Genomic DNA, 24,265 nt, shown 5'->3' with positions numbered 1-24,265 from the left:
TATACGGAGTTACAAAGGAACGAGGTAGACGAAGCGACCTGGAAAGGTCCGTCACAGAGGGTAACAACCCCGTAGTCGAAACTTCGTTCTCTCTTGAATGTATCCTGAGTACGGCGGAACACGTGAAATTCCGTCGGAATCTGGGAGGACCATCTCCCAAGGCTAAATACTCCCTAGTGATCGATAGTGAACCAGTACCGTGAGGGAAAGGTGAAAAGCACCCCGGAAGGGGAGTGAAAGAGATCCTGAAACCGTGTGCCTACAAATAGTCAGAGCCCGTTAATGGGTGATGGCGTGCCTTTTGTAGAATGAACCGGCGAGTTACGATCCTGTGCGAGGTTAAGCTGAAGAGGCGGAGCCGCAGCGAAAGCGAGTCTGAATAGGGCGTTTAGTACGTGGTCGTAGACCCGAAACCAGGTGATCTACCCATGTCCAGGGTGAAGTTCAGGTAACACTGAATGGAGGCCCGAACCCACGCACGTTGAAAAGTGCGGGGATGAGGTGTGGGTAGCGGAGAAATTCCAATCGAACCTGGAGATAGCTGGTTCTCCCCGAAATAGCTTTAGGGCTAGCCTTAAGTGTAAGAGTCTTGGAGGTAGAGCACTGATTGAACTAGGGGTCCTCATCGGATTACCGAATTCAGTCAAACTCCGAATGCCAATGACTTATCCTTAGGAGTCAGACTGCGAGTGATAAGATCCGTAGTCAAGAGGGAAACAGCCCAGATTGCCAGCTAAGGTCCCAAAGTGTGTATTAAGTGGAAAAGGATGTGGAGTTGCTTAGACAACTAGGATGTTGGCTCAGAAGCAGCCACCATTTAAAGAGTGCGTAATAGCTCACTAGTCGAGTGACTCTGCGCCGAAAATGTACCGGGGCTAAATACACCACCGAAGCTGCGAATTGATACCAATGGTATCAGTGGTAGGGGAGCGTTCTAAGTGCAGTGAAGTCAGACCGGAAGGACTGGTGGAGCGCTTAGAAGTGAGAATGCCGGTATGAGTAGCGAAAGACGGGTGAGAATCCCGTCCACCGAATGCCTAAGGTTTCCTGAGGAAGGCTCGTCCGCTCAGGGTTAGTCAGGACCTAAGCCGAGGCCGACAGGCGTAGGCGATGGACAACAGGTTGATATTCCTGTACCACCTCTTTATCGTTTGAGCAATGGAGGGACGCAGAAGGATAGAAGAAGCGTGCGATTGGTTGTGCACGTCCAAGCAGTTAGGCTGATAAGTAGGCAAATCCGCTTATCGTGAAGGCTGAGCTGTGATGGGGAAGCTCCTTATGGAGCGAAGTCTTTGATTCCCCGCTGCCAAGAAAAGCTTCTAGCGAGATAAAAGGTGCCTGTACCGCAAACCGACACAGGTAGGCGAGGAGAGAATCCTAAGGTGTGCGAGAGAACTCTGGTTAAGGAACTCGGCAAAATGACCCCGTAACTTCGGGAGAAGGGGTGCTTTCTTAACGGAAAGCCGCAGTGAATAGGCCCAAGCGACTGTTTAGCAAAAACACAGGTCTCTGCGAAGCCGTAAGGCGAAGTATAGGGGCTGACACCTGCCCGGTGCTGGAAGGTTAAGGAGAGGGGTTAGCGTAAGCGAAGCTCTGAACTGAAGCCCCAGTAAACGGCGGCCGTAACTATAACGGTCCTAAGGTAGCGAAATTCCTTGTCGGGTAAGTTCCGACCCGCACGAAAGGTGTAACGATTTGGGCACTGTCTCAACCAGAGACTCGGTGAAATTATAGTACCTGTGAAGATGCAGGTTACCCGCGACAGGACGGAAAGACCCCGTGGAGCTTTACTGTAGCCTGATATTGAATTTTGGTACAGTTTGTACAGGATAGGCGGGAGCCATTGAAACCGGAGCGCTAGCTTCGGTGGAGGCGCTGGTGGGATACCGCCCTGACTGTATTGAAATTCTAACCTACGGGTCTTATCGACCCGGGAGACAGTGTCAGGTGGGCAGTTTGACTGGGGCGGTCGCCTCCTAAAGTGTAACGGAGGCGCCCAAAGGTTCCCTCAGAATGGTTGGAAATCATTCGTAGAGTGCAAAGGCATAAGGGAGCTTGACTGCGAGACCTACAAGTCGAGCAGGGACGAAAGTCGGGCTTAGTCGATCCGGTGGTTCCGCATGGAAGGGCCATCGCTCAACGGATAAAAGCTACCCCGGGGATAACAGGCTTATCTCCCCCAAGAGTCCACATCGACGGGGAGGTTTGGCACCTCGATGTCGGCTCATCGCATCCTGGGGCTGTAGTCGGTCCCAAGGGTTGGGCTGTTCGCCCATTAAAGCGGTACGCGAGCTGGGTTCAGAACGTCGTGAGACAGTTCGGTCCCTATCCGTCGTGGGCGCAGGAAATTTGAGAGGAGCTGTCCTTAGTACGAGAGGACCGGGATGGACGCACCGCTGGTGTACCAGTTGTTCTGCCAAGGGCATAGCTGGGTAGCTATGTGCGGAAGGGATAAGTGCTGAAAGCATCTAAGCATGAAGCCCCCCTCAAGATGAGATTTCCCATAGCGTAAGCTAGTAAGATCCCTGAAAGATGATCAGGTTGATAGGTTCGAGGTGGAAGCATGGTGACATGTGGAGCTGACGAATACTAATAGATCGAGGACTTAACCATATAATATGAAGCGCTGTTATCTAGTTTTGAAAGAATATAAATAAATTATTGACTTTTGAAAGTAAATAAGTTATAATAATTCTTGTCTTAAATGAATATAGTCTGGTAATGATGGCAGAGAGGCCACACCCGTTCCCATACCGAACACGGAAGTTAAGCTCTCTAGCGCCGATGGTAGTTGGGACCTTGTCCCTGTGAGAGTAGGACGTTGCCAGGCAATTCGGAGGATTAGCTCAGCTGGGAGAGCACCTGCCTTACAAGCAGGGGGTCGGCGGTTCGATCCCGTCATCCTCCACCATTTAGCCGACTTAGCTCAATTGGTAGAGCAACTGACTTGTAATCAGTAGGTTGGGGGTTCAAGTCCTCTAGTCGGCACCAGTTTTTATTGCAAGAGCCATTAGCTCAGTTGGTAGAGCATCTGACTTTTAATCAGAGGGTCGAAGGTTCGAATCCTTCATGGCTCACCATTTTAATGAAATATGCGGGTGTGGCGGAATTGGCAGACGCACTAGACTTAGGATCTAGCGCCTTTGGCGTGGGGGTTCGACTCCCTTCACCCGCACTTTTAATAAAATAACTCAAACATGTCTTGCGGAAGTAGTTCAGTGGTAGAATACAACCTTGCCAAGGTTGGGGTCGCGGGTTCGAATCCCGTCTTCCGCTCCAATTTTCAGTATGACATGCCGGGGTGGCGGAACAGGCAGACGCACAGGACTTAAAATCCTGCGGTGGGTGACCACCGTGCGGGTTCGACCCCCGCCCTCGGCACCATATGCGCCCGTAGCTCAATTGGATAGAGCGTTTGACTACGGATCAAGAGGTTAGGGGTTCGACTCCTCTCGGGCGCGTTTTTTTCGGGAAGTGGCTCAGCTTGGTAGAGCACCTGGTTTGGGACCAGGGGGTCGCAGGTTCAAATCCTGTCTTCCCGATACTTGTTTGGGGCCTTAGCTCAGCTGGGAGAGCGCCTGCCTTGCACGCAGGAGGTCAGCGGTTCGATCCCGCTAGGCTCCACCAAAAAAGTTCTTTGAAAACTGAACGAAACAAACAACGTAAACGTCAATTTTTATTTTTAGATGCTAGACAAACTAACTTTATTGGAGAGTTTGATCCTGGCTCAGGATGAACGCTGGCGGCGTGCCTAATACATGCAAGTCGAGCGAATGGATTAAGAGCTTGCTCTTATGAAGTTAGCGGCGGACGGGTGAGTAACACGTGGGTAACCTACCCATAAGACTGGGATAACTCCGGGAAACCGGGGCTAATACCGGATAATATTTTGAACTGCATAGTTCGAAATTGAAAGGCGGCTTCGGCTGTCACTTATGGATGGACCCGCGTCGCATTAGCTAGTTGGTGAGGTAACGGCTCACCAAGGCAACGATGCGTAGCCGACCTGAGAGGGTGATCGGCCACACTGGGACTGAGACACGGCCCAGACTCCTACGGGAGGCAGCAGTAGGGAATCTTCCGCAATGGACGAAAGTCTGACGGAGCAACGCCGCGTGAGTGATGAAGGCTTTCGGGTCGTAAAACTCTGTTGTTAGGGAAGAACAAGTGCTAGTTGAATAAGCTGGCACCTTGACGGTACCTAACCAGAAAGCCACGGCTAACTACGTGCCAGCAGCCGCGGTAATACGTAGGTGGCAAGCGTTATCCGGAATTATTGGGCGTAAAGCGCGCGCAGGTGGTTTCTTAAGTCTGATGTGAAAGCCCACGGCTCAACCGTGGAGGGTCATTGGAAACTGGGAGACTTGAGTGCAGAAGAGGAAAGTGGAATTCCATGTGTAGCGGTGAAATGCGTAGAGATATGGAGGAACACCAGTGGCGAAGGCGACTTTCTGGTCTGTAACTGACACTGAGGCGCGAAAGCGTGGGGAGCAAACAGGATTAGATACCCTGGTAGTCCACGCCGTAAACGATGAGTGCTAAGTGTTAGAGGGTTTCCGCCCTTTAGTGCTGAAGTTAACGCATTAAGCACTCCGCCTGGGGAGTACGGCCGCAAGGCTGAAACTCAAAGGAATTGACGGGGGCCCGCACAAGCGGTGGAGCATGTGGTTTAATTCGAAGCAACGCGAAGAACCTTACCAGGTCTTGACATCCTCTGAAAACTCTAGAGATAGAGCTTCTCCTTCGGGAGCAGAGTGACAGGTGGTGCATGGTTGTCGTCAGCTCGTGTCGTGAGATGTTGGGTTAAGTCCCGCAACGAGCGCAACCCTTCGATCTTCAGTTGCCATCATTAAGTTGGGCACTCTAAGGTGACTGCCGGTGACAAACCGGAGGAAGGTGGGGATGACGTCAAATCATCATGCCCCTTATGACCTGGGCTACACACGTGCTACAATGGACGGTACAAAGAGCTGCAAGACCGCGAGGTGGAGCTAATCTCATAAAACCGTTCTCAGTTCGGATTGTAGGCTGCAACTCGCCTACATGAAGCTGGAATCGCTAGTAATCGCGGATCAGCATGCCGCGGTGAATACGTTCCCGGGCCTTGTACACACCGCCCGTCACACCACGAGAGTTTGTAACACCCGAAGTCGGTGGGGTAACCTTTATGGAGCCAGCCGCCTAAGGTGGGACAGATGATTGGGGTGAAGTCGTAACAAGGTAGCCGTATCGGAAGGTGCGGCTGGATCACCTCCTTTCTATGGAGAATTGATGAACGCAGTTCATCAATAAACGTTGACTTGTTTTGTTTCGTTCAGTTTTGAGAGAACTATCTCTCAAGTTTAAATGTATGTTCTTTGAAAACTAGATAACAGTGTAGCTCATATTTTTTTAATTTTAGTTTGGTTAAGTTAGAAAGGGCGCACGGTGGATGCCTTGACACTAGGAGTCGATGAAGGACGGGACTAACGCCGATATGCTTCGGGGAGCTGTAAGTAAGCTTTTATCCGAAGATTTCCGAATGGGGAAACCCACTATACGTAATGGTATGGTATCCTTACCTGAATACATAGGGTAAGGAAGACAGACCCAGGGAACTGAAACATCTAAGTACCTGGAGGAAGAGAAAGCAAATGCGATTTCCTGAGTAGCGGCGAGCGAAACGGAATCTAGCCCAAACCAAGAGGCTTGCCTCTTGGGGTTGTAGGACATTCTATACGGAGTTACAAAGGAACGAGGTAGACGAAGCGACCTGGAAAGGTCCGTCACAGAGGGTAACAACCCCGTAGTCGAAACTTCGTTCTCTCTTGAATGTATCCTGAGTACGGCGGAACACGTGAAATTCCGTCGGAATCTGGGAGGACCATCTCCCAAGGCTAAATACTCCCTAGTGATCGATAGTGAACCAGTACCGTGAGGGAAAGGTGAAAAGCACCCCGGAAGGGGAGTGAAAGAGATCCTGAAACCGTGTGCCTACAAATAGTCAGAGCCCGTTAATGGGTGATGGCGTGCCTTTTGTAGAATGAACCGGCGAGTTACGATCCCGTGCGAGGTTAAGCTGAAGAGGCGGAGCCGCAGCGAAAGCGAGTCTGAATAGGGCGTTTAGTACGTGGTCGTAGACCCGAAACCAGGTGATCTACCCATGTCCAGGGTGAAGTTCAGGTAACACTGAATGGAGGCCCGAACCCACGCACGTTGAAAAGTGCGGGGATGAGGTGTGGGTAGCGGAGAAATTCCAATCGAACCTGGAGATAGCTGGTTCTCCCCGAAATAGCTTTAGGGCTAGCCTTAAGTGTAAGAGTCTTGGAGGTAGAGCACTGATTGAACTAGGGGTCCTCATCGGATTACCGAATTCAGTCAAACTCCGAATGCCAATGACTTATCCTTAGGAGTCAGACTGCGAGTGATAAGATCCGTAGTCAAGAGGGAAACAGCCCAGATTGCCAGCTAAGGTCCCAAAGTGTGTATTAAGTGGAAAAGGATGTGGAGTTGCTTAGACAACTAGGATGTTGGCTCAGAAGCAGCCACCATTTAAAGAGTGCGTAATAGCTCACTAGTCGAGTGACTCTGCGCCGAAAATGTACCGGGGCTAAATACACCACCGAAGCTGCGAATTGATACCAATGGTATCAGTGGTAGGGGAGCGTTCTAAGTGCAGTGAAGTCAGACCGGAAGGACTGGTGGAGCGCTTAGAAGTGAGAATGCCGGTATGAGTAGCGAAAGACGGGTGAGAATCCCGTCCACCGAATGCCTAAGGTTTCCTGAGGAAGGCTCGTCCGCTCAGGGTTAGTCAGGACCTAAGCCGAGGCCGACAGGCGTAGGCGATGGACAACAGGTTGATATTCCTGTACCACCTCTTTATCGTTTGAGCAATGGAGGGACGCAGAAGGATAGAAGAAGCGTGCGATTGGTTGTGCACGTCCAAGCAGTTAGGCTGATAAGTAGGCAAATCCGCTTATCGTGAAGGCTGAGCTGTGATGGGGAAGCTCCTTATGGAGCGAAGTCTTTGATTCCCCGCTGCCAAGAAAAGCTTCTAGCGAGATAAAAGGTGCCTGTACCGCAAACCGACACAGGTAGGCGAGGAGAGAATCCTAAGGTGTGCGAGAGAACTCTGGTTAAGGAACTCGGCAAAATGACCCCGTAACTTCGGGAGAAGGGGTGCTTTCTTAACGGAAAGCCGCAGTGAATAGGCCCAAGCGACTGTTTAGCAAAAACACAGGTCTCTGCGAAGCCGTAAGGCGAAGTATAGGGGCTGACACCTGCCCGGTGCTGGAAGGTTAAGGAGAGGGGTTAGCGTAAGCGAAGCTCTGAACTGAAGCCCCAGTAAACGGCGGCCGTAACTATAACGGTCCTAAGGTAGCGAAATTCCTTGTCGGGTAAGTTCCGACCCGCACGAAAGGTGTAACGATTTGGGCACTGTCTCAACCAGAGACTCGGTGAAATTATAGTACCTGTGAAGATGCAGGTTACCCGCGACAGGACGGAAAGACCCCGTGGAGCTTTACTGTAGCCTGATATTGAATTTTGGTACAGTTTGTACAGGATAGGCGGGAGCCATTGAAACCGGAGCGCTAGCTTCGGTGGAGGCGCTGGTGGGATACCGCCCTGACTGTATTGAAATTCTAACCTACGGGTCTTATCGACCCGGGAGACAGTGTCAGGTGGGCAGTTTGACTGGGGCGGTCGCCTCCTAAAGTGTAACGGAGGCGCCCAAAGGTTCCCTCAGAATGGTTGGAAATCATTCGTAGAGTGCAAAGGCATAAGGGAGCTTGACTGCGAGACCTACAAGTCGAGCAGGGACGAAAGTCGGGCTTAGTGATTCGGTGGTTCCGCATGGAAGGGCCATCGCTCAACGGATAAAAGCTACCCCGGGGATAACAGGCTTATCTCCCCCAAGAGTCCACATCGACGGGGAGGTTTGGCACCTCGATGTCGGCTCATCGCATCCTGGGGCTGTAGTCGGTCCCAAGGGTTGGGCTGTTCGCCCATTAAAGCGGTACGCGAGCTGGGTTCAGAACGTCGTGAGACAGTTCGGTCCCTATCCGTCGTGGGCGCAGGAAATTTGAGAGGAGCTGTCCTTAGTACGAGAGGACCGGGATGGACGCACCGCTGGTGTACCAGTTGTTCTGCCAAGGGCATAGCTGGGTAGCTATGTGCGGAAGGGATAAGTGCTGAAAGCATCTAAGCATGAAGCCCCCCTCAAGATGAGATTTCCCATAGCGTAAGCTAGTAAGATCCCTGAAAGATGATCAGGTTGATAGGTTCGAGGTGGAAGCATGGTGACATGTGGAGCTGACGAATACTAATAGATCGAGGACTTAACCATATAATATGAAGCAAATGTTATCTAGTTTTGAAGGAATATACCTTCAATAGTTTGGTGATGATGGCAGAGAGGTCACACCCGTTCCCATACCGAACACGGAAGTTAAGCTCTCTAGCGCCGATGGTAGTTGGGACCTTGTCCCTGTGAGAGTAGGACGTCGCCAAGCAACTAAAACACGAGTCATTTGACTCGTGTTTTTTCGTGTTTCTTTTATAATTCATAGTAATTTAAAAAATCATTTACTTAAAGAATCGTCCTTTTGATTAAAGACAGGGAAATGTGGCTAGGATAGTGAATAAGCAAAAGAGTTGCAAATTTTTTTAATACGTATATAATTAAAGTCAAAGATAGTCAAAGTCAATAAAGGTGGCGGATAAATGAGAAATATATCTGATATCATTGAGAAATATCTAAAGCAAGTTATTGACTTAAGCAATAATAATGCGATTGAAATCAAGAGGAATGAGGTCGCTGATCGATTCGATTGTGTGCCGTCTCAAATCAACTATGTAATCAATACCCGTTTTACGTTAGAAAGAGGATTCGTAGTAGAAAGTAAACGAGGTGGAGGAGGTTACATTCGCATTATAAAAGTCAAACTGCATGATGATATAGACATTATTGATCAAATGCTTCATATGATTGATCATAGCGTTGCACAAGGAAATGCAGAAAGCATGATTATACGTTTAATAGAAGAGGGTATTATAACAAATCGTGAAGCTAAACTTATGTTAAGCGTACTAGATCGTTCTGTATTATTAATGGATGTTCCTTCTCGAGATGAACTTAGGGCTCGAATATTATGCGCAATGTTAAGAACACTGAAATATAAATAAATATAACTTTTGTTAAGAATGATAACTAAGATAATGCAGTTTAATATTGTAGGAATTTTGAAAGATGACATGTGCTTTTACTAAATGGATTAAGGAAAGAGAACAATCTAGTAATGTATGAAAAGTATCATGAGATAGATCGTTCCTGTTGTAAAGGTGGGGGATAGCGATGACTTGTCAAAACTGTAATATAAGACCAGCAACTTTACATTATACAAAAGTAATCAACGAAAAAAAGGCGGAAGTTCATCTTTGCGAGCAATGTGCAGAACAAAGTGGCTATACGTCTTTCTTTCAATCACCGCAGTCTAATTTTTCATTCCATGACCTATTAGCCGGATTATTGCATGGTGAACCAGCAATGTTTGAAGAAGGGCAAGATGCATTTTCAAATACAAATATATCAAGATGTCCAAATTGTAAGATGACATATGAACAATTTACAAAAGTGGGACGCTTTGGATGTGCTTCTTGTTACGATACATTTAAGGGGCATTTAAAACCATTGTTAAAACGTCTTCACGGTGGGCATACAGATCATTGTGGAAAAATTCCTGAACGTATAGAAGGAAATATCTACTTAAAGAAAGAATTAGATGAACTAAAACTCAATCTGAAACAATATGTACAGAAAGAGGAATTTGAGAAAGCGGCTGAAGTACGAGATAAAATTCGATGTCTTGTAAATCAGCTTAGTGAGCATAGAGAGGGGGAATAGTTCTATGTCACTGGACAGAATCATGAATGAAGCGATTAGTCCATGGATGAAGGGGGATGGCCCTGATTCTGATATTGTTTTAAGTAGTCGAATTCGTTTGGCTCGTAATTTTAAAAAATATCAATTCTCTACTATGCAAAACGAGGAAGAAGCTAAACAGATTCATGAGTTATTTAAGAAGAAGTTTATAAATAAACCTGTAGAACCTTTTGGGGAGTTTGAACTATTAAAAATGAATGAATTAAATCCTCTCCAAAGGAGAGTTTTAGTTGAGAAGCATTTAATTAGTCCGAATCTTGCAGGAACAGAATACGGAGCATGCCTACTATCAGAAAGTGAACATATAAGTATCATGCTTAATGAAGAGGATCATGTTAGGATTCAGTGCCTATTTTCAGGTTTACAGTTATCAGAGGCGCTTCAAAGTGCCAATCAAATAGATAACTGGATCGAGGAACAGGTTGAATATGCTTTTGATGAATCGCTTGGATATATTACGAGTTGCCCCACTAACGTCGGTACAGGATTAAGGGCTTCGGTAATGATTCATTTGCCGGGACTGGTTTTAACGAAAAGAATTAACCGTATTATACAAGTAATTCAAAAATTAGGGTTAGTAGTAAGAGGAATATACGGTGAAGGTAGCGAAGCGTTAGGTAATATATTTCAAGTGTCAAATCAAATGACACTAGGGAAATCAGAAGAAGATATTATTGCAGATTTAAAGAGTGTCATTCAACAAATCATCCATCAAGAAAAAATGGCTAGAGAATTAATTGTACAAAATTCAAGTATTGAGCTTGAAGATAAAGTATATCGTTCTTACGGAATACTAGCTAACAGTCGTTTAATTCAATCTGCAGAAGCAGCCACTTGCTTATCAGATGTACGACTTGGTATTGACTTAGGATATATACAAGGTATATCGAGAAATATTTTAACTGAGTTAATGGTTCTTACTCAGCCAGGCATTTTGCAACAATATGCAGGAGGACCTCTAGGACCAGAAGAAAGAGATTATCGAAGAGCAACCTTAATCCGTGAGCGATTACGAATTGAACAAAATTAAGCGCAAGTAGGAGGCGATTTCTATGATGTTTGGAAGATTTACAGAACGAGCACAGAAAGTATTAGCTTTATCTCAAGAGGAAGCAATTCGCATTGGGCATAATAATATTGGAACAGAACATATTTTACTTGGGCTTGTACGCGAAGGTGAAGGAATTGCAGCAAAAGCGTTAATTGCTCTTGGATTAAGTCCAGAGAAAGTTCAAAAAGAGGTAGAAGCATTAATTGGACGTGGAACGGAAGCTTCTCAAACAGTACATTACACACCTCGTGCTAAAAAAGTTATTGAGTTGTCTATGGACGAAGCTCGTAAATTGGGCCATTCCTACGTTGGAACAGAACATATTTTACTTGGTTTAATCCGTGAAGGTGAAGGTGTAGCAGCACGTGTTTTAAATAATTTAGGTGTAAGCCTAAACAAAGCAAGACAACAAGTGTTACAACTCCTTGGAAGTAATGAAGCTAGTTCAGGTCACCAAGGTGGTTCATCAACAAATGCGAATACACCTACACTTGACAGTCTAGCACGTGATTTAACAGTTGTTGCACGTGAAAATCGTTTAGATCCTGTTATTGGACGTGGTAAAGAAATTCAACGTGTAATTGAAGTGTTAAGCCGTAGAACAAAAAACAATCCAGTATTAATTGGAGAACCTGGTGTAGGTAAGACAGCAATTGCGGAAGGATTAGCACAGCAAATTGTAAATAATGAAGTTCCTGAAACTTTAAGAGATAAGCGTGTTATGACATTAGATATGGGTACAGTTGTTGCTGGAACAAAATATCGTGGTGAATTTGAGGATCGTTTAAAGAAAGTGATGGATGAGATTCGCCAAGCTGGTAACATCATTCTATTTATTGATGAGCTTCATACATTAATTGGTGCAGGAGGGGCAGAAGGTGCAATTGATGCATCGAATATTTTAAAACCATCTTTAGCACGCGGTGAATTACAATGTATTGGTGCAACAACTTTAGACGAATATCGTAAATATATTGAAAAGGATGCGGCATTAGAAAGACGTTTCCAACCAATTCATGTTGATGAACCAAACTTAGAAGAATCAGTTCAAATTTTAAAAGGTTTACGTGACCGTTATGAGGCGCATCACCGCGTATCTATTACAGATGATGCAATCGATGCGGCTGTAAAACTTTCAGATCGTTACATTACAGACCGTTTTTTACCTGATAAAGCAATCGATTTAATTGATGAGGCTGCATCAAAAGTACGCTTACGTTCTTATACAACACCACCAAACTTAAAAGAGCTTGAAGTGAAGCTTGAGGAAATTAGAAAAGAAAAAGATGCGGCTGTACAAAGCCAAGAATTTGAAAAAGCTGCTTCCTTACGTGATATGGAACAACGTTTACGTGAAAAGTTAGAAGATACAAAGCGTCAGTGGAAAGAGAAACAAGGACAAGAAAACTCAGAAGTAACAGTAGAAGATATTGCAAATGTCGTTTCCACATGGACACGTATTCCAGTTTCTAAACTTGCACAAACAGAGACAGATAAATTATTAAACTTGGAATCAATTTTACATGATCGTTTAATTGGGCAGGATGAAGCAGTTGTAGCTGTGGCAAAAGCTGTTCGTCGTGCGAGAGCGGGATTAAAAGATCCGAAACGTCCAATTGGCTCATTTATTTTCCTAGGACCGACTGGTGTAGGTAAAACAGAACTAGCGAGGGCGTTAGCGGAATCTATGTTCGGTGATGAGGATGCAATGATCCGCATTGATATGTCTGAGTACATGGAAAAGCATTCTACCTCTCGTTTAGTTGGATCTCCTCCAGGATATGTTGGATATGAAGAAGGTGGACAATTAACAGAGAAAGTTCGTCGTAAGCCATATTCAGTTGTCTTATTAGATGAAGTAGAGAAAGCTCATCCTGACGTGTTTAATATTTTACTACAAGTATTAGAAGATGGCCGTTTAACAGATTCTAAAGGACGTACAGTTGATTTCCGTAATACAATTGTTATTATGACGTCTAATGTTGGTGCAGACGCATTAAAACGTAATAAACATCTTGGATTTAACGTACAAGATGAGAGCCGCGATTATTCAGATATGAAAGGTAAAGTAATGGATGAATTGAAAAAAGCATTTCGTCCAGAATTCTTAAACCGTATTGATGAAATTATCGTGTTCCATATGCTTGAGAAAAAACATATTCAAGAAATTGTAACTCTTATGGTGAATCAGTTAGTGAATCGCTTAAAAGAACAAGAGATTGAATTGCACTTAACAGAAGGAGCAATTTCAGCAATTGCTGATAAAGGATTTGATCGAGAGTACGGTGCTCGTCCGCTTCGTAGAGCAATTCAAAAACATGTAGAAGATAGACTATCAGAAGAACTGTTAAAAGGTGCTATTGAGAAAGGGCAAAAAGTTATCTTTGATATAGAAGGAGAATCATTTGTCATTCATAGTGCGGAAAAGGTAAAATAAGTATAGACAAACAAAGAGGGCTACGCGATAGCCCTCTTTCTTGTACGAGAAGGATAAACGTTTGTAGATGAAAGTGAAGTGAACTATAAAAGATATGGCTAAAAAGAAAACAAAATTCACATGTCAAGAGTGTGGTTATCAGTCGCCAAAATATATGGGGAAATGTCCTGGGTGTGGTAAATGGAATACGCTTGTTGAAGAGATGGAACCAGTTGTATCATCAAGGCGCCTTAATTATGTCAATGCAATTCAATCAGAAGTAACAAAACCAAGACGCTTAACAGAGGTAGAAACAAATTCTGAGGCGCGTATTGAAACGAAATTTCAAGAATTTAACCGTGTACTTGGTGGCGGGATTGTAGATGGATCTTTAGTACTTATTGGTGGAGACCCTGGGATTGGAAAATCAACATTGTTATTACAAATTTCATCGCAATTAGCAGATTCTTCATATGATGTACTATACATATCAGGTGAGGAGTCAGCAAAGCAGATTAAACTTCGTGCAGATCGTTTGCATGTAAAGGGTAGTAATCTATTTGTTGTAGCAGAAACTGATTTACAACGAATAGCAGCACACATTGAAGAGATGAATCCAGCTTTTGTTGTTATTGACTCCATTCAGACGATACATTTACCTGAAGTGACGTCAGCCCCAGGAAGTGTAGCGCAAGTACGTGAATGTACAGCGGAATTAATGAAGCTTGCAAAGACGAAAGGGATTCCTATTTTTATCGTCGGACATGTGACGAAAGAAGGGGCAATTGCAGGACCACGTATGCTAGAACATATGGTTGATGCAGTTCTTTACTTTGAAGGAGATCGTCACCATACATATCGTATTTTGCGAGCTGTGAAGAACCGTTTTGGTTCCACAAATGAAATGGGTATCTTTGAAATGAAGGAACTAGGTCTTGCAGAAGTACTAAATCCTTCTGAAATTTTCCTTGAGGAACGTCCAGTTGGAGTTGCAGGATCCACAGTGGTTGCTTCAATGGAAGGAACAAGACCGGTTTTAGTAGAAATACAAGCATTAATCTCCCCTACTAGTTTTGGAAATCCTCGAAGAATGGCGACGGGAATTGATCATAATCGCGTTTCACTTATTATGGCAGTGCTAGAAAAAAGAACAGGTTTATTGTTGCAAAATCAAGACGCATATTTAAAAGTCGCGGGTGGCTTGAAATTAGATGAACCAGCAATCGATTTAGCTGTTGCCTTAAGTATTGCTTCAAGTTTCAGAGATAAAGCTACTGCACCAACCGATGCGGTAATAGGAGAAGTAGGCCTAACTGGAGAAATAAGAAGAGTATCAAGAATTGAACAACGTGTACAAGAAGCAGCAAAATTAGGGTTTCAACGTGCTATTATTCCTAGAAAAAATTTGGGAGGATGGACAATTCCAGATGGGATTGAGGTAGTAGGTGTTTCTAATTTAGGAGAGGCGCTTCGTTTGACATTAGGAGGCTAGGCTATGGAGGAAAACAAGCAACGTGTCAAAAGTATGATTAACATTCTACAGCTCGTTGCCCCAGGAACACCACTACGCGAAGGGATAGATAACGTACTTCGTGCGCAAACTGGAGGGCTAATTGTTCTTGGGTATAATGAGCAGATTAAAAGTATTGTTGATGGAGGATTTCACATTAATTGTGCATTCTCCCCGGCTAGTTTATATGAATTAGCAAAAATGGATGGGGCACTTATTTTAAATGAAACTGGGAGCAAAATTTTAATTGCAAATGCACAATTAGTTCCAGATCCATCCATTGATTCTATTGAAACAGGTATGCGTCACCGAACGGCAGAGCGTGTAGCAAAGCAGACGGCTAGCCTTGTTGTGGCTATTTCACAAAGACGTAACGTAATTACACTATATCAAGGGAACTTACGTTATACACTAAAAGATATAGGTGTAATTTTAACAAAGGCAAACCAAGCTATTCAAACGTTAGAAAAATATAAAGCTGTATGGAATGATGGGATTACGAATTTGGGCATTCTAGAATTTGAAGAGGTTGTTACAATGTCCGAGGTAGTTCACGTTTTACATAGTGTTGAAATGGTACTGCGTATTAAAAATGAAATAGTGAGCTACATTCATGAGTTAGGAACGGAAGGAAGGTTAATTCGTTTACAACTTACAGAATTACTAGCCGACTTAGAAGCAGAGGCAGCGTTATTAATTAAGGATTATTATCAAGAAAAAACGCAGGATCACCATCAAATTTTGAAAAAGTTACAAGATCTTGCAAATACACAGCTTTTAGAGGATAGCGATTTAGTTAAATTGCTTGGCTATCCAGGGCAAATGAGCTTAGAAGAAAGCGTGACACCGAGGGGATACCGAATCGCAAGCAAAATTTCTCGTGTTCCACCACTTATCATTGAAAATTTAATTAATCGATTTAAAACATTACAAGGTGTTTGTCGTGCAACTATTAATGAATTGGATGATGTGGAAGGAATTGGGGAAGTTAGGGCGAAGAAAATACGAGAGGGCCTAAAAAGAATTCAAGAGCATCTCTATATGAGTAGACACAATTAAGAATATTACATTGATTCCATAATATAACGACACTAGAACATTTTTGTTATATGATATGGTATATTGGTAAATAAAACTATTTATATAAAAAAAACACGTCCGCTTTTGCATTCGGCGTTTTGATTAGCAAAACAATGGTTAATAATGAGTAGGAGGTGGTTGGATGTTAAAAAGGATCGTACAGCTCTTCTTTTTAGTGATCGGGGGAGCGTTAGGGATTTTTCTAATCCCAAAAGTTATTAATGTATTGGACGTCGGTGCTGTTCCTTGGCTTGAGGGATCGTACGTTCGTGCAATTATTGGTGCAATTATTTTATTTTTAACAACATTTTGGCTTGTGGATTATATTGTTCAACTTATTAAACATATCGAAGAAGCCCTTGTAAAGGCACCGGTAGCGGATGTTTTATTTGGTACATTAGGGTTGATCTCTGGTCTTATTGTTGCATATTTAATTTTGATACCAATTCGTGAATTCACGATTCCAGTCATTAGTACAGTATTACAAGTGTTCTTTACTCTTTTACTTGGTTATTTAGGATTCCAAGTAGGATTTAAAAAGAGAAATGAATTGCTAGGATTATTTACATTACCCCAGCGCGGAGGTAAGAAGAAAAACAATAGCGAGAACGAAGAGGTAGAGGTAGAAAAATCTACAACTCATTGGAAAATTCTCGATACAAGTGTAATTATTGATGGACGTATTGCGGATATTTGCCAAACGAAGTTTTTAGAAGGAACAATTGTGATTCCACAATTCGTATTAGAAGAGCTTCAGCATATTGCCGATTCTTCTGATGCTTTAAAGCGTAATCGTGGTCGCAGAGGATTAGACATTTTAAATCGTATTCAAAAAGAGCTACCAATTCCGGTGGAAATTTATGAAGGCGATTTTGAGGATATCCAAGAGGTGGATAGCAAGCTTGTAAAGTTAGCTAAAATCACTGGTGGAACTGTTGTAACAAATGATTTCAACTTAAACAAAGTTTCTGAACTACAAGGAGTAACAGTGTTAAACATTAACGATTTAGCAAATGCAATTAAACCAGTCGTACTCCCTGGTGAAGAATTAAGTGTTTATGTTGTGAAAGATGGTAAAGAACAAAATCAAGGTGTTGCATACTTAGATGATGGCACGATGATTGTAGTAGAAGACGGTAGAGAATATGTCGGTTCGCAACTTAATGTACTAGTTACAAGTGTGTTGCAAACATCGGCTGGTCGTATGATTTTCGCAAAACGTAAATTATTAGAAAAAGCATTATAAGTAGGGGATTATTAATATGTATACATTAATTATTCCGGCAGCGGGTCAAGGGAAACGGATGGGTGCTGGTAAAAACAAGTTGTTCTTACTTATAGATGGAGTACCTATCATTGTGCATACATTACGTGCTTTTGAAAAAGATAAAGCATGTAAATGTATTATCATGGCAATTAACGAAGAGGAACGTCCTTATTTTGAGGAGTTAATGCAGAAGTACCCGGTTGAAAAGCAGGTGCAATTTATTCAAGGCGGGGCTGAAAGACAAGATAGTGTGTATAATGCGCTTCAGTATGTGAGCGGAGTTGAGTATGTTCTCGTACACGATGGTGCGCGCCCGTTCGTAACGAATAAGATGATGCAAGATGTATTAATTGTAGCAGAGAAATATGGTGCTTCCATTTGTGCAGTGCCAGTGAAGGATACAATTAAGAAAGTAGAACAGGGTGTTGTTGTTGAAACGGTAGAACGTTCTCAGCTTAAAGCGGTTCAAACACCGCAAGGATTTTCTGTTCCTCTTTTATTAGAAGCTCATAGAAGTGCAAAGCAAAGTTGTTTTCTTGGTACAGATGATGCAAGTCTCGTAGAACGTGTCGGGAAGCAAGTAGGCGTAGTAGAGGGGAGTTACTATAATATTAAAGTGACGACTCCAGAGGATTTACTAATTGCTGAAAGTTTCCTTCATGTTCAGGAGAAATAGAAGTGATGGTATTATAGTAAAGAAAAGCTCGGCAGTTGCCGAGCTTTTCTTTATAGAGATAGCAATATAATATAGAATTCATAAAGTAGTTTAGACTGAGGAGGATGTAAAGAATGTTTCGAATTGGACAAGGTTTTGATGTACATGAATTTGCGGAAGGTAGACCGTTAATTATCGGCGGAATTACAATTCCTCATGAAAAAGGATTAATCGGTCACTCGGATGCAGATGTATTGTTACATACGATTGCTGACGCATGTCTAGGAGCAATTGCAGCAGGAGATATTGGAAAGCATTTTCCTGATACAGATCCTGCCTTTAAAGATGCGGATTCAGCTGTATTGTTACAAAAGGTTTGGGAATTTGTGCGTGAACAAGGTTATGAGCTAGGGAACCTAGATTGTACAATTATTGCCCAAAAGCCAAAAATGGCACCGCATATTGAAAGCATGCGTAAACGCATTAGTGAACTACTAGAAACGTCTATTGATAATATTAATGTAAAGGCAACAACAACAGAAAAATTAGGATTTACAGGTAGAGAAGAAGGGATTGCTTCTCAAGCGGTTGTTTTATTACAGAAAAAATAGTGGTTTTTAATTCGTAAGATGGATAATCACGTTTTTTTGGTGTACAATTATAGAATGTGTTGACATTAAGATTGGAAGGTGTACCAACTATGGAAAAGCAAGTGAGAGTGCGCTATGCGCCAAGTCCAACAGGACACTTACATATCGGAAATGCGCGTACGGCATTATTTAATTATTTATTTGCTCGTCATCAAGATGGTAAGTTTATTATTCGTATTGAAGATACTGATGTGAAACGTAATGTTGCTGGTGGAGAAGAAAGCCAATTAAAATACTTGAAATGGCTCGGTATGGACTGGGATGAAGGTGTTGATGTTGGTGGTGAATTTGGACCATATCGTCAAACAGAGCGTTTAGATATTTATAAAAAATTATATGAAGATTTATTAGAGCGTGATTTAGCTTACAAATGTTATATGACAGAAGAAGAGCTAGAGGCAGAGCGTGAAGGACAAATCGCTCGTAGTGAAACACCGCGTTATGCAGGAAACCACCGTGATTTAACTGAGGAGCAAATTAAAGGATTTGAGGCTGAAGGCCGTATTCCAAGTATTCGCTTCCGTGTGCCGGCTGATAGCGACTTCACGTTTAAAGATATCGTAAAAGATGAAGTTGCATTCCATTCAAATGATTTTGGTGATTTCGTTATCGTGAAAAAAGATGGAATTCCAACTTATAACTTTGCGGTAGCGGTAGATGATCACTTAATGGAGATTACACACGTACTTCGTGGTGATGATCATATTTCAAACACGCCAAAACAAATGATGATTTATGAAGCTTTCGGTTGGGATATCCCGAAGTTCGGTCATATGACTTTAATTGTAAACGAAAGCCGTAAAAAGCTAAGTAAGCGTGACGAATCTATTATTCAATTTATTGAGCAATATAAAGAGCTTGGATATCTTCCAGAAGCAATCTTTAACTTTATTGCATTACTAGGTTGGTCACCAGTAGGTGAAGAAGAAATCTTCTCTCAAGATGAGTTTATCAAAATGTTTGATGCAGCTCGTTTATCAAAATCACCTGCATTATTTGATTCTCAAAAACTAAAATGGATGAACAACCAATATATGAAAAAACAAGATTTAGATACGGTTGTTGAACTAAGCTTACCGCATTTAGTGAAAGCGGGTCGCGTAGGTGAAAACTTAAGTGAACAAGAACAAGCATGGGTTCGTGATGTAATTGCTTTATATCATGACCAAATGAGCTTTGGAGCTGAAATTGTAGAGCTTTCTGAAATGTTCTTTAAAGATCATGTTGATCATGAAGAAGAGGGACAAGAAGTATTGAAGGGTGAACAAGTACCTGAAGTACTTCGTACATTTGCCGATCAATTAGAAGCTTTAGAAGCAATGGAGCCAGCGGCAGTTAAGGCGGCTATTAAAGCAGTTCAAAAGGAAACAGGACATAAAGGTAAAAACCTATTTATGCCAATCCGTGTTGCTACTACTGGACAAACACATGGTCCAGAGCTTCCTAACGCTATTGCTCTTCTTGGAAAAGAAAAAGTTTTAAATCGTATTCAAAAAGTAATTGGTTAACATTTTCTAGGTTTAGCAATATAATAAGTATACCTAAAATCTAATAAGGAAAAGCGACGAGAAGGAGAAGTAGAAAATCAGGCTTTTTACAGAGAGAACCACCCTTAGGCTGGAAGTGGTTTATAAGCGGATTTTTGAAATGCCCCTTCGAGTCTTCTGTTGAACAGCGAAGTATTTCGTGGAACGTCTTAGGGCGCAAAGTAAACAGAAGCGGTGTAAACCGTTATCATGGATGAGTTTGAGGCTTCTTTAGCCTAAACAGAGTGGAACCGCGCTTAAAAGGCGTCTCTGTCTATATGACAGAGGCGTCTTTTTTTTATACCATGTAAATGGGTGTGAGTATAAGTTTTATCCCCTTGTATAAAGATTTAGGGGGAGTTAGGGGAGTTAGTTCACTCGAAAAAAGCAGCCCATAAAGGGGAGGGAACATCGATGTTTAAGAGGCTTCGGGAAGATATTGAAGTCGTTTTTGAACAGGATCCAGCGGCACGAAGTTATTTTGAAGTCATTTTAACTTACTCTGGATTACATGCAGTTTGGACCCATCGAATTGCACATGCTTTTTATAAAAGGAATTTTTTCTTTATGGCACGTTGGATTTCGCAAGTTAGTCGTTTTTTTACTGGCATTGAGATTCATCCAGGAGCAACTATTGGTCGTCGTTTTTTCATTGATCATGGAATGGGGGTTGTAATTGGCGAAACGTGTGAAATTGGCGAAAACGTAACAATTTATCAAGGTGTCACATTAGGTGGTACAGGTAAAGAAAAAGGAAAGAGGCACCCTACAATTCAGGATAATGTATTAATTGCAACAGGTGCTAAAGTACTAGGTTCTATTACTGTTGGAGAGAATTCTAAAATTGGAGCAGGATCTGTCGTGTTGAAGGAAGTTCCAGCGCATTCTACAGTTGTAGGTATACCTGGCCGAGTCGTCATTCAAAATGGAGTAAAGATTGGTCAAGAATTAAATCATTCTGATCTTCCGGATCCGATTTTTGATAAATTAAAGGTTATGGAAGCAGAACTTGATAAATTGAGAAAGCAACTCGAAGTAAAGGTAGAAAGGAAGGATAAAAATGACTATTCACATTTATAATACGTTAACGCGTCAAAAAGAAGAGTTTATGCCATTAGAAGAAAATAAGGTAAAGATGTATGTGTGCGGACCTACAGTGTATAACTACATTCACATTGGGAATGCAAGACCACCTATGGTATTTGATACAGTACGCCGTTACTTAGAATATAAAGGATATGATGTGCAGTATGTATCTAACTTTACTGACGTAGATGATAAATTAATTAAGGCGGCAAATGAATTAGGTGAGGATGTGCCAACAATTGCAGATCGTTTTGTTGAAGCTTACTTTGAAGATGTAACGGCACTAGGTTGCAAGCATGCAACGGTTCATCCACGTGTAACAGAAAATATGGATATCATTATTGAATTTATTCAAGAACTTGTGAATAAAGGGTATGCATATGAATCAGAAGGTGATGTGTACTTTAAAACGAAAGAATTCGAAGGTTACGGTAAATTATCACATCAACCAATTGCAGACTTACGTCACGGTGCACGTATTGAAGTAGGAGAAAAGAAACAAGACCCTCTTGACTTTGTTTTATGGAAAGCTGCGAAAGAAGGAGAAATCTTCTGGGAAAGCCCTTGGGGGAAAGGACGCCCAGGGTGGCATATTGAATGCTCAGCAATGGCACGTAAATATTTAGGGGATACAATTGATATTCATGCTGGTGGTCAAGATTTAGCATTTCCTCATCATGAAAATGAAATTGCGCAGTCTGAGGCGTTGACAGGAAAAACATTTGCACGTTATTGGATGCATAATGGATATATTAATATTAATAACGAGAAGATGTCTAAGTCGCTTGGAAACTTCATTTTAGTTCATGATATTATTAAACAATATGATCCACAGTTAATTAGGTTCTTTATGTTATCGGTACATTACCGTCACCCAATTAACTTTAGCGAAGATTTATTGCAAAGTACGAATAATGGACTAGAAAGAATTAAAACAGCTTACGGTAACTTAAAGCATCGTATGGAAAGTAGTACGGATTTAACGGACCATAATGAAAAATGGTTAGCTGAAATGGAAAAGTTCCAGGTTGCATTCGAAGAAGCGATGGATGATGATTTCAATACGGCTAATGCGATTACTGAATTATATAACGTAGCAAATCACGCAAATCAATATTTGTTAGAAGAACATACTTCTAAAATTGTAATTGAAGCGTATGTAAAACAACTTGAAACATTATTTAGTATTTTAGGATTAGAATTAGCACAAGAAGAGTTGCTTGATGAAGAAATTGAAGCACTAATCCAAAAGCGTATTGAAGCTCGTCAAAATCGTGACTTCGCATTATCTGATCAAATTCGCGATGATTTAAAAGGACGTAATATTATTTTAGAAGATACCGCTCAAGGTACAAGATGGAAAAGAGGATAAGAATGATTGATGCAAAGCAATTGAACAGCTTAGCGTTAGCATATATGGGTGATGCGGTATATGAACAATATATCCGCTATCACCTCCTTCAAAAGGGGAAAGTTCGCCCTAATCAATTACATCGCTTAGGGACGAGCTTTGTTTCGGCAAAAGCACAGGCGAAAGTTGTTTATCATTTATTAGATACGGCATTTTTGACAGAAGAGGAAGAGGCGGTATTAAGAAGAGGGCGTAATGCAAATTCGGGTACTGTTCCGAAAAATACAGATGTACAAACATATCGATACAGTACAGCCTTTGAAGCGCTAATCGGTTATCATCACTTGTTGAATAATCGTGAAAGATTGGACGAGATTGTATATAAGGCGATTGACGTTTTGGACGAAAAGGAAGGGAGCACATCATCATGAGTAGTGAATATATTATCGGACGTAACCCTGTAATTGAAGCTTTAAGAGCGGGGCGAGATATTAATAAAATTTTGGTAGCGGAAGGTGCTGCCAAAGGACAAGTGCAGATTGTACTAGCATTAGCAAAAGAGAATAAGGTTATTTTGCAACACGCACCAAAGAAGAAATTAGATCAATTGGTTGAGGGAAATCATCAAGGTGTAATTGCTCAAGTAGCTGCATATCAATATGCTGAGTTAGAGGATTTGTTTAAATTAGCAGAAAAACGTAATGAAGATCCGTTCTTCTTAATTTTAGATGAAATTGAAGACCCACATAACTTAGGTTCTATTATGCGTACTGCGGATGCAACAGGGGCTCATGGGGTTATTATTCCGAAAAGAAGAGCGGTGGGACTTACAGCGTCAGTTGCGAAAGCGTCGACTGGGGCAATTGAATATATTCCTGTTGCACGTGTAACAAATTTATCGCGTACAATTGATGAATTAAAAGAACGTGGACTTTGGATTGCTGGTACAGATGCCAAAGGGAAAACAGATTACCGTAATTTAGATGGTAATATGCCAATCGGACTAGTGATTGGTAGTGAAGGAAAAGGTATGAGTCGTATTATTGGTGAAAAGTGTGATTTCCTAATTACTTTACCGATGGTCGGTAAAGTTACATCCTTAAATGCTTCAGTAGCCGCAAGTTTGTTAATGTATGAGGTATATCGTAAACGTCACGAAATTGGTAAATAAAAAATGGACGATATTTTAATCGTTGACGGTTACAACATTATCGGGGCTTGGGGAGACTTGAAGAAACTGCGGGATGTAGATTTACAATCATCAAGAGACGCACTTATTGATAAGATGGCGAATTATCAAGGCTATACAGGCACAAAGGTAATGATTGTCTTTGATGCCTATACAGTCTATGGTATTGAAAAAAAGATGAAACAATCGCGGGTGGAAGTAATATTCACGAGAAAGAATCAAACTGCAGATGAAAAGATAGAGCAACTTGCGATTGAGCTTAGAAATATAAATACACAAATATACGTTGCAACTTCGGATTATACGGAGCAGTGGATTATATTTGCGCAAGGTGCACTTCGAAAATCTGCGCGTGAATTAGAGTTAGAAGTGCAAGCGATGGAACAACAAGTAAGAAGGCGTACAAAAGACACGAAAGAAAAGCAACCCGCCATGCGAAAGATATTTAGTGAAGATATTACAGAAAAATTAGAAAAATTAAGAAGAGGAGAGCGTTGAAGCATTGACGCTCTTTATCTTTTTACTGTATAATATTGCTAAATATATAGCGGTCGGAGGGATC

Annotated in this window: 15 protein-coding genes, 9 tRNA genes, 5 rRNA genes and 1 other annotated feature (1 of these 30 running past the window's edge); all 29 genes read left to right on the top strand. The window is 42.2% G+C overall.

The genetic code is table 11. The annotated features are described in order from the left end of the window. A 23S ribosomal RNA gene (locus ACE38F_RS01205) occupies nt 1-2,613 on the top strand; it begins 310 nt to the left of the window's first position. 101 nt (nt 2,614-2,714) lie between these two features. After that, nucleotides 2,715-2,830 (top strand): 5S ribosomal RNA (gene rrf, locus ACE38F_RS01200). Between the two features lie 5 nt (nt 2,831-2,835). Continuing rightward, nucleotides 2,836-2,911: transfer RNA gene (locus ACE38F_RS01195), tRNA-Val, on the top strand. A gap of 4 nt (nt 2,912-2,915) precedes the next feature. Further along, nucleotides 2,916-2,991, top strand: a tRNA-Thr gene (locus ACE38F_RS01190). Nucleotides 2,992-3,004: 13 nt separating this feature from the next. Continuing rightward, nucleotides 3,005-3,080, top strand: a tRNA-Lys gene (locus ACE38F_RS01185). Between the two features lie 14 nt (nt 3,081-3,094). Then, a tRNA-Leu gene (locus ACE38F_RS01180) sits at nt 3,095-3,175 on the top strand. Nucleotides 3,176-3,204: 29 nt separating this feature from the next. Further along, a tRNA-Gly gene (locus ACE38F_RS01175) sits at nt 3,205-3,279 on the top strand. Nucleotides 3,280-3,295: 16 nt separating this feature from the next. Next, nucleotides 3,296-3,384 (top strand) — tRNA-Leu (locus ACE38F_RS01170). Nucleotides 3,385-3,387: 3 nt separating this feature from the next. Then, a tRNA-Arg gene (locus ACE38F_RS01165) sits at nt 3,388-3,461 on the top strand. A gap of 7 nt (nt 3,462-3,468) precedes the next feature. Further along, nucleotides 3,469-3,542: transfer RNA gene (locus ACE38F_RS01160), tRNA-Pro, on the top strand. Between the two features lie 9 nt (nt 3,543-3,551). Next, nucleotides 3,552-3,627: transfer RNA gene (locus ACE38F_RS01155), tRNA-Ala, on the top strand. Nucleotides 3,628-3,704: 77 nt separating this feature from the next. Further along, nucleotides 3,705-5,258 (top strand): 16S ribosomal RNA (locus tag ACE38F_RS01150). A gap of 146 nt (nt 5,259-5,404) precedes the next feature. Then, nucleotides 5,405-8,326: ribosomal RNA gene (locus ACE38F_RS01145) — 23S ribosomal RNA — on the top strand. A gap of 50 nt (nt 8,327-8,376) precedes the next feature. Beyond that, nucleotides 8,377-8,492: ribosomal RNA gene (gene rrf, locus ACE38F_RS01140) — 5S ribosomal RNA — on the top strand. Together the 16S, 23S and 5S rRNA genes with 9 tRNA genes alongside form the textbook arrangement of a ribosomal RNA operon. A 211-nt stretch (nt 8,493-8,703) precedes the next feature. Beyond that, nucleotides 8,704-9,165: a transcriptional regulator CtsR gene (gene ctsR, locus ACE38F_RS01135; protein WP_002029353.1), complete on the top strand. Its 462-nt coding sequence runs from the start codon at nt 8,704-8,706 to the stop codon at nt 9,163-9,165. 169 nt (nt 9,166-9,334) lie between these two features. Further along, nucleotides 9,335-9,883, top strand: a complete 549-nt coding sequence (locus ACE38F_RS01130; protein ID WP_002159618.1) for a UvrB/UvrC motif-containing protein — start codon at nt 9,335-9,337, stop codon at nt 9,881-9,883. A gap of 4 nt (nt 9,884-9,887) precedes the next feature. Further along, entirely contained in the window at nt 9,888-10,952 is a 1,065-nt protein-coding gene (locus ACE38F_RS01125) for a protein arginine kinase (RefSeq protein ID WP_002091490.1), read from the top strand. Nucleotides 10,953-10,974: 22 nt separating this feature from the next. After that, the gene (gene clpC, locus ACE38F_RS01120; protein WP_215554956.1) at nt 10,975-13,410 is read left to right on the top strand and encodes an ATP-dependent protease ATP-binding subunit ClpC; all 2,436 of its coding nucleotides are present in this window, start codon (nt 10,975-10,977) and stop codon (nt 13,408-13,410) included. A 94-nt stretch (nt 13,411-13,504) separates the two neighbouring features. Next, on the top strand, nt 13,505-14,881 hold the full coding sequence (radA, locus tag ACE38F_RS01115; RefSeq protein ID WP_002159617.1) for a DNA repair protein RadA: 1,377 nt from the start codon (nt 13,505-13,507) through the stop codon (nt 14,879-14,881). 3 nt (nt 14,882-14,884) lie between these two features. After that, nucleotides 14,885-15,958, top strand: a complete 1,074-nt coding sequence (gene disA / locus ACE38F_RS01110) for a DNA integrity scanning diadenylate cyclase DisA (protein ID WP_000392162.1) — start codon at nt 14,885-14,887, stop codon at nt 15,956-15,958. 163 nt (nt 15,959-16,121) lie between these two features. Next, the gene (locus ACE38F_RS01105) at nt 16,122-17,225 is read left to right on the top strand and encodes a PIN/TRAM domain-containing protein (protein ID WP_002159616.1); all 1,104 of its coding nucleotides are present in this window, start codon (nt 16,122-16,124) and stop codon (nt 17,223-17,225) included. Between the two features lie 16 nt (nt 17,226-17,241). Continuing rightward, the gene (gene ispD / locus ACE38F_RS01100; protein ID WP_375371346.1) at nt 17,242-17,922 is read left to right on the top strand and encodes a 2-C-methyl-D-erythritol 4-phosphate cytidylyltransferase; all 681 of its coding nucleotides are present in this window, start codon (nt 17,242-17,244) and stop codon (nt 17,920-17,922) included. 113 nt (nt 17,923-18,035) lie between these two features. Then, nucleotides 18,036-18,512 (top strand): 2-C-methyl-D-erythritol 2,4-cyclodiphosphate synthase, encoded by a 477-nt coding sequence (gene ispF, locus ACE38F_RS01095; RefSeq protein WP_000488386.1) that lies wholly within the window; start codon nt 18,036-18,038, stop codon nt 18,510-18,512. 89 nt (nt 18,513-18,601) lie between these two features. Then, nucleotides 18,602-20,059, top strand: coding sequence for a glutamate--tRNA ligase (gene gltX / locus ACE38F_RS01090; RefSeq protein WP_215554958.1), 1,458 nt, complete (start codon nt 18,602-18,604; stop codon nt 20,057-20,059). Nucleotides 20,060-20,106: 47 nt separating this feature from the next. Next, nucleotides 20,107-20,352: a binding site (T-box leader), on the top strand. A 139-nt stretch (nt 20,353-20,491) separates the two neighbouring features. Further along, entirely contained in the window at nt 20,492-21,157 is a 666-nt protein-coding gene (gene cysE / locus ACE38F_RS01085) for a serine O-acetyltransferase (protein ID WP_215554959.1), read from the top strand. Then, entirely contained in the window at nt 21,138-22,535 is a 1,398-nt protein-coding gene (gene cysS / locus ACE38F_RS01080) for a cysteine--tRNA ligase (RefSeq protein WP_078174993.1), read from the top strand. The genes cysE and cysS overlap by 20 nt, the downstream gene beginning before the upstream one ends. A 2-nt stretch (nt 22,536-22,537) precedes the next feature. Beyond that, nucleotides 22,538-22,945 carry a Mini-ribonuclease 3 gene (locus ACE38F_RS01075; protein ID WP_341307905.1) on the top strand — a complete coding sequence of 136 codons (408 nt, stop codon included), beginning with the start codon at nt 22,538-22,540 and terminating at the stop codon, nt 22,943-22,945. Continuing rightward, on the top strand, nt 22,942-23,685 hold the full coding sequence (rlmB, locus tag ACE38F_RS01070; RefSeq protein ID WP_002091503.1) for a 23S rRNA (guanosine(2251)-2'-O)-methyltransferase RlmB: 744 nt from the start codon (nt 22,942-22,944) through the stop codon (nt 23,683-23,685). The genes ACE38F_RS01075 and rlmB overlap by 4 nt, the downstream gene beginning before the upstream one ends. A 3-nt stretch (nt 23,686-23,688) precedes the next feature. Continuing rightward, nucleotides 23,689-24,201 (top strand): NYN domain-containing protein, encoded by a 513-nt coding sequence (locus ACE38F_RS01065; protein WP_215554962.1) that lies wholly within the window; start codon nt 23,689-23,691, stop codon nt 24,199-24,201. Nucleotides 24,202-24,265: the final 64 nt, after the last annotated feature.

This window comes from Bacillus altaicus, from assembly GCF_042136375.2.
Classification (GTDB): Bacteria; Bacillota; Bacilli; order Bacillales; family Bacillaceae_G; genus Bacillus_A; species Bacillus_A cereus_U.
Note: the sequence above shows the minus strand (reverse complement) of the source record. Positions and strands in the feature narration are given on the sequence as shown.